This is a genomic window from Pedobacter vanadiisoli, from assembly GCF_042684385.1.
In the GTDB taxonomy this organism is placed as follows: domain Bacteria; phylum Bacteroidota; class Bacteroidia; order Sphingobacteriales; family Sphingobacteriaceae; genus Pedobacter; species Pedobacter vanadiisoli.
Genome location: NZ_JBHULL010000001.1, coordinates 99,717 through 106,966 on the forward strand (window position 1 = coordinate 99,717; position 7,250 = coordinate 106,966).

General features: G+C 39.7%; 4 protein-coding genes. All 4 read left to right on the plus strand.

What is annotated here, in order from left to right; genetic code table 11:
- Window positions 1-451 precede the first annotated feature (451 nt).
- The 4 genes from ACFSR6_RS00385 to ACFSR6_RS00400 are packed head-to-tail and all read left to right on the plus strand — an operon-like array spanning window position 452 to window position 6,890.
- Window positions 452-2,455 carry an alpha-L-arabinofuranosidase C-terminal domain-containing protein gene (locus ACFSR6_RS00385; RefSeq protein WP_379073641.1) on the plus strand — a complete coding sequence of 668 codons (2,004 nt, stop codon included), beginning with the start codon at window positions 452-454 and terminating at the stop codon, window positions 2,453-2,455.
- A 16-nt stretch (window positions 2,456-2,471) separates the two neighbouring features.
- A complete protein-coding gene (locus tag ACFSR6_RS00390; protein ID WP_379073643.1) occupies window positions 2,472-4,010 on the plus strand; it encodes an alpha-N-arabinofuranosidase in 1,539 nt (512 codons plus the stop codon).
- A gap of 8 nt (window positions 4,011-4,018) precedes the next feature.
- Window positions 4,019-5,950 carry a glycoside hydrolase family 97 protein gene (locus tag ACFSR6_RS00395; protein ID WP_379073645.1) on the plus strand — a complete coding sequence of 644 codons (1,932 nt, stop codon included), beginning with the start codon at window positions 4,019-4,021 and terminating at the stop codon, window positions 5,948-5,950.
- A 1-nt stretch (window position 5,951) separates the two neighbouring features.
- Window positions 5,952-6,890 carry a glycoside hydrolase family 43 protein gene (locus tag ACFSR6_RS00400; RefSeq protein WP_379073647.1) on the plus strand — a complete coding sequence of 313 codons (939 nt, stop codon included), beginning with the start codon at window positions 5,952-5,954 and terminating at the stop codon, window positions 6,888-6,890.
- The last annotated feature ends 360 nt before the right edge of the window (window positions 6,891-7,250 follow it).

The following is a 7,250-nucleotide window of genomic DNA, read 5'->3' on the forward strand; positions in this document are numbered from 1 at the left end:
TGAAACAGATTTTTTTCGCATAAACTGCCTCGCAAAAACATATTCAATATAAAAACATCGAAAAAAGATAGGCTCATTATGTGTAATTGGTTAGCAAATCTTAGCCATAACTTAGCAGTTAGGGTTAAATGATTCAAGTCGAATGTAAACAGTATATTTTTAACCTGCATCCTGTGGTATCCTGCTTTTTGACCGTAACAATAAATTACCTGAAAAAATTTTAAGGCTTTCATTAAAATTATCTCAAATTTCATATAAAAAGTTACGTAACCAAGTTGTTATATTAACCATTTTATGTGCCATTAAACTTTATTTAGCTAGCTATTTAATGCTAAAGTTGTAGAATTTACCGACAAAATCGATATTAAGAAAAAAAATAAATGTTAAAGCAACGTTTATTATTCTAAATATTTTACTTTTACGATAAGATTCTTCCAAATATTAAAACCGTATGAAATTGAGTAACCCTATAAAAAGTGTGTTTTCTGCATGTACAGTATATGCTGTAATGGCAATTGGATATACTCCTAATTTACAAGCACAAACTGCAAAAGTGATCAAAGTTAAAACAGACCATGCCATAGCCAAGGTTCAACCTAATATGTGGGGTGTCTTTTTTGAGGATATTAACTTTGGCGCAGATGGCGGTATTTATGCCGAACTGATTAAAAACCGTTCATTCGAATTTACCAAACCATTAATGGGCTGGAGTATCAAGAGCAAGAAACTGCAGGAAGGCGAAGTTTTGGTAGTCAACCGCAAAGAGGTAAATACGGCCAATCCCAGGTATTTACAGGTAAAAAAACAAAATGAAGATTTTGAGCTTGTAAACGAGGGATTTAAAGGCATTGGTGTAAAAAAAGGCCTTCGTTACGATTTTTCATTGATGTACCGCCAAGCATCTCCAGGTGTTAAACTGGTATTAATGCTTAAAGATGAGAATAATAAAATTATCGGCCAGGGAACTTTAACCCCTGATCAGGCCGGTAGCGACTGGAAAAAACAATCAGCTAGTTTTACAGCCACCGAAACCAGCTCCAAAGCCAAGTTTTCCATTTTGTTTCAGGGCAATGGAGATATCGATGTTGATATGATTTCCTTATTTCCTGGCGATACCTGGAAAAACCGTCCGCAGGGCTTAAGGGCTGATATGGTACAGTTATTAGCCGATATGAAACCCGGCTTTATCCGTTTCCCTGGGGGTTGTATTGTAGAAGGAACCGATCTGGCCAACCGCTATCAGTGGAAAAAAACCATTGGCCCGATTGAAAACAGACAGCTGATTGTGAACCGCTGGAATATGGAATTTGCACACCGTGCAGCACCTGATTATTATCAAAGCTTCGGTTTAGGATTTTTCGAATATTTTCAACTGGCAGAAGATATAGGTTCAGATGCCCTGCCCATATTAAATTGCGGTATGGCCTGCCAGTATAACTCTGCTGAGGTAGCTTCACTTGACGAACTGGACCCTTATGTACAGGATGCTTTAGATCTGATTGAATTTGCCAATGGCGATGTAACCACCAAATGGGGCAAAATGCGTGCTGATTTAGGTCACCCGAAACCTTTTAACCTAAAAATGATGGGTATAGGAAACGAAAACTGGGGCCCGCAATATTTAGAAAGGGTAGCCATTTTCACCAAAGCGATTAAAGCGAAATACCCTGATTTTAAATTGATTAACAGTTCTGGAACCGGCCCGGACGGCGACCGTTTCGACCTGTTGAACAATGCCTTAAGAAGCAATAATGCCGATTTTATAGACGAACATTATTACCGTCCGGCCGATTGGTTTTTAAAAAATGCCGGCCGCTACGACAATTACCCACGCAATGGATCTAAAGTTTTTGTAGGCGAATACGCGGTACATGCCAATAGTAATATTACCGGCAGCAATAAAAACAACTGGCAAAGTGCACTTGCCTCGGCCTCGTTAATGACCGGACTTGAGCGCAATGCTGATGTGGTACAAATGGCTTCTTACGCTCCCCTTTTTGCCCATATAGATGCCTGGCAGTGGGCACCGGATATGATCTGGGTAGATAACCTAAAATCGTATGGCACGCCCGATTATTATGTACAGAAGCTATTTTCTACCAATAAAGGAACTGATGTGGTTTCCATTACGCTCGATGAGAAAAATGTTATCGGCCAGGATGGGCTTTACGCTTCTGCCGTAACCGATCAGGCCAAAAAAGAACTCATCATTAAAATTGCAAACAACTCCGATCAGGCCCAAAACATTGATTTTGACCTTGAAGGAAAGATGAAATTAAAAAGTAAGGTTACCAATGAAGAAATAGCGAACAGTAACCTGAATCAGATCAATTCTTTCGAAAACCCTGAAGCGGTAAGCCCCAAAATAAGCACATTTAACTTAAAGGGTAAAAAATTAAACATCGCGTTGAAACCCTACTCTTTTAACGTGATCAAAATCCCATTTAACCAATAGACTTAACGAGATCACAATGAAAAAACTTTTCTTATCTGCAGCTTTATTCTGCAGTTCCATTTTAGTGCATGCACAAAATGAAACCCAGTTAACCATTAAACCTGCCGGCAACCAAGTGGTTAGCAAGCACATTTATGGCCATTTTTCCGAGCATTTGGGCCGATGTATTTATGATGGTTTTTGGGTGGATGAAAATTCGACCATTCCGAACAAAGGCAGGATCAGGTTAGACATTGTTGATGCCCTAAAGAAAATAAAAGTTCCTAACCTGCGCTGGCCTGGTGGTTGTTTTGCAGATGAGTACCATTGGCGTGATGGCATTGGACCAAGGAACCAACGCCCCAAAATGGTGAATACCAACTGGGGTGGTGTAACCGAAGACAATAGCTTTGGTACACATGAGTTTTTAGACCTCTGCCAGATGATTAACTGCGAACCTTATATTGCAGGTAATGTAGGTAGCGGAACCGTTGAAGAAATGGCCAAATGGGTAGAATATCTGAATTTTGACGGAGTAAGCCCGATGACAGCCATTCGCAGCCAAAACGGAAGAGAAAAACCCTGGAAAGTTTCTTTCTGGGGCGTAGGTAACGAAAGCTGGGGCTGTGGTGGCAATATGACTGCAGACTATTATTCTGATTTATACCGCAGGTATGCCACCTATGCGCGCAATTATCCGGGTGCACCGTTAAAAAAGATTGCCAGTGGAGCAAATTCTAGCGATTACAACTGGACCGAAACCTGTATGAAAAATATTGGCAACCAGATGTGGGGATTAACGCTGCATTACTACACCATTCCGACGGGTAACTGGGGTAAAAAAGGATCGGCTACTAAATTTGATGAAGCAGAATACTTTTCGACCATGAAAAACTGCCTGCATATGGAAGAACTGGTAAGCAAACATTCCGAAATAATGGACAAATATGACCCTAAAAAGAAAGTTGCTTTGGTGGTTGATGAATGGGGAATCTGGACCGATGTAGAGCCTGGAACTAACCCTGGTTTCCTGTATCAGCAGAACAGTTTACGCGATGCCTTAATTGCCGGTACTACTTTAAATATCTTTAATAACCATTCTGACCGCGTTAAAATGGCCAACCTGGCACAAACCGTAAATGTTTTACAGGCCTTAGTACTAACCGAAAAAGATAAAATGGTACTCACACCAACTTACCATGTTTTTGACCTGTACAAGGTGCATCAGGATGCTAAATATTTACCAATTGCCTTTACCAGCCCTGAATATACAGTGGGTAATCAAAAAATTCCGGCATTAAATGTTTCTGCTTCTCAGGATTCAAGTGGCGCAGTACATATTTCACTGGTTAATTTAGATCCGAATAAAAAAATTGCTTTAAGCACTGTATTAGAAGGCTTAAAATGGAGCTCGGTTAGTGGACAAATATTAACCTCTGCAAAACTTACTGATGTAAATACCTTCAACGATCCTAACAAAGTTCATAACGCAAAATTTACAGGTGCAAAAAAATCTGGAAACAGCTTAAAAGTAGAATTACCCGCACAATCAATTGTGGTTCTTGAATTAAAATAAATCAAAAGATGAAATATAAAATCACAAGCATCGTATTTTTACTGCTTTCGGTTACTCAAATATTAAAGGGTCAAACCAGATACGAAATTGCAAGTCCTGATAAAACACTTACGGTTTCTGTTTTTCTTCAAGACAAATCGCTTTTTTATAGCATTAATAGAAATGCTTCCACTGTATTGTCTAATTCGTTACTTGGCCTGGTACGTGAAGATGCAGACTTTTCTAAAAACCTGTCTGTCCTATCGGTTTCCAAGAACGAACTCATTAAAGACAACTATACCCTTAAAAATGGTAAAAGATTAAACAATCAATACCTGGCCAACAGGAGAGTTCTCCACCTGCAAAATGCCTCTTCAAAAAAAATGGATGTTATTTTTCAGGTTTCTGATGATGGCGTAGCTTTCCGTTATTACTTCCCTGATAGTGATAAGCAACTCAAAAAAATAACCGAAGAAAAAACGGCATTTCATTTCCTTACAGCTACCAAAGCATGGCTGCAGCCTATGGCAGTAGCCAAAACCGGCTTTGAAAGCACCAATCCGTCTTACGAAGAACATTACAAAAAAGAGATCAATGTAGGTACGCCGGCACCAACAGCTGCGGGTTGGGTATATCCGGCACTTTTTAATTATAAAGATACCTGGTTGCTCATTACCGAAACAGGTTTAGATGGCAATTATTGCGCCACCCGGTTAAAACAAAATTCGCCTGATGGGAATTACCAGGTGGGCTTCCCTGATCCCAGAGAAGCTTTTACCAATCAGAATGTAAATCCCGAATCTACCCTACCCTGGTATAGCCCTTGGAGGGTGATTGCTATCGGCAGCCTTAAAAAAGTAACCGAATCTACCTTAGGTACAGACCTGGCTGATCCTGCAAAGGCAAACATCAACCCGGATTTATTCCCACTTGGTAAAGCTTCATGGAGCTGGATCATGCTGAAAGATGATTCGATTATCTATGATGTACAAAAAAGATACATTGATTTTGCGGCTGATATGAAATGGGAATACTGCCTGATTGATGCAGATTGGGATACCAAAATAGGTTACGAAAAAATGAAGGAGCTGGCTGATTACGCCAAATCAAAAAAGGTAAGCCTGTTGCTCTGGTACAATTCTGCAGGAGATTGGAATACGGTAAAATACACGCCTAAAAATAAATTAACCACAAAAGAAAGCCGCCTGAAAGAATTTGCTTTACTTCAAAAAATGGGCATTAAAGGTATAAAAATAGACTTTTTTGGAGGCGATGGCCAATCAATGATTCGGTATTACCTTGAGCTTTTTAAAGATGCAGCCAAATTTGGTTTAAGCGTAAACTGCCACGGCGCCACTTTACCAAGGGGATGGCAACGTACTTATCCGAACCTGCTTACCATGGAATCAATCAAAGGCATGGAATTTATCACTTTCAGCCAGTACGATGCCGATCAAGAGCCTACGCATGCCACAACCATCCCGTTTACGAGGAATATTTTCGATCCAATGGATTTTACGCCAATGAATCTCACTAAAATTCCAAACATTAAGCGTAAAACAACCAGTGCATTTGAGTTGGCCCTGCCTGTAATTTTTCAATCAGGCATTCAACACCTGGCCGAATCTCCCGATGGAATGGCTACCGTACCGCCTTATGTTAAATCGTTCCTGCAAAACTTTCCATCGGGCTGGGAAGACACTAAACTGATTGATGGTTATCCGGGTAAATTTGTTGTAATGGCGCGTAAAGCAGGTTCAAAGTGGTATATAGCAGGTATAAATGGCGAAGCCAATGCTAAAGCAGTAAATTTTGATCTGGCGAAGTATAAAGGGAAGAAGGCAACATTAATTACCGATGGAAACGAAGAATTATCCTTTACCCAAACGGAAGTAAGCCCTAACGCGAATTTTAACATCACCATGAAACCTTTCGGTGGTTTTGTAATTGTTGTAGAATAACATGATGAAAAGAATAGCATATTTTTTCCCCTTATTGTTCATCTTCTTTTTTAGCGCGCAGGCACAAAGCCGTAAAGACGTTTATCTTTTCGCCTATTTTAAAGGCAACGGAGAAGATGGTTTGCACCTGGCCTACAGTACCGATGCCTATAATTGGACAACCCTTAAAAACGATCAATCTTTCCTTGCTCCTACTGTGAGTAAAGACAAACTAATGCGCGATCCTTGCATTATCCGCGGGGCTGATGGATTATTTCATATGGTTTGGACAGTGAGCTGGAAAGATAAAGGAATAGGTTATGCCAGCTCAAAAGACCTGATCAATTGGAGCGAACAACAATTTTTACCGGTAATGGCCAAAGAAGAAGGTGCGCGAAATACCTGGGCACCAGAAATTACTTATGACGGGCAGACCAAAACCTACATGATTTATTGGGCAACTACCATTACTGGCCAATTTAATGAAACAGCTTCAAAGGCAGAAAGCGGATACAACCACCGCATATACTATGTTACTACTAAAGATTTCAAAACCTTTTCTGAAACTAAACTGCTCTACGACCCGGGCTTTAATGTTATTGATGCCACTATCGTTAAAAACGGTAAACAGTTTATCATGTTTTTAAAGGATGAAACCCCTCAGCCTGCCCAAAAAAACATTAAAATGGCTTATGCCGATCAATTGATTGGTCCTTACAGTAAAGCCGGAAATCCAATTACCGGAAATTACTGGGCTGAAGGACCAACAAGCTTAAAAACCGGTAATACCTGGATGGTGTATTTTGATAAGTACCGTGATCACCAATACGGGGCAATCCAATCTACTGATTTAAAAAACTGGACTGATGTTTCAGATAAGATTTCCTTGCCAAAAGGCTTAAGACACGGTACCATATTAATCATTAAAGAAAAAGAGCTGAAAACTTTATTAAGGCAATAAAACACTCAGGATCAATATTATGCTCCTGCTTAAACAAGTTAAGCAGGAGCATTTTTTTTCATCTACTTAATAATACTTTCTTTTAGATCCTGAAACAAGTTACCATTTTCAGATCCTATAGAAGAATCGTCCTTTCGACTGAAGCGTGCCAGTTTTTCACCGGTGACAGAACGGAGAAATCTATAGAGACAGATTTAGCTTCGCTGAGCAATCGTGGTTCTCGGCTACGTTGCACTCCGCTCGAAATGATTGTTATGATAAAAACAAATTTTACGCAGCTATATTATAGTTATTTTTATAGCTGACTTGATTTTTAATAACTGCAGCAATTCTCAATGCTATTTTGTTTCTAACGGCATT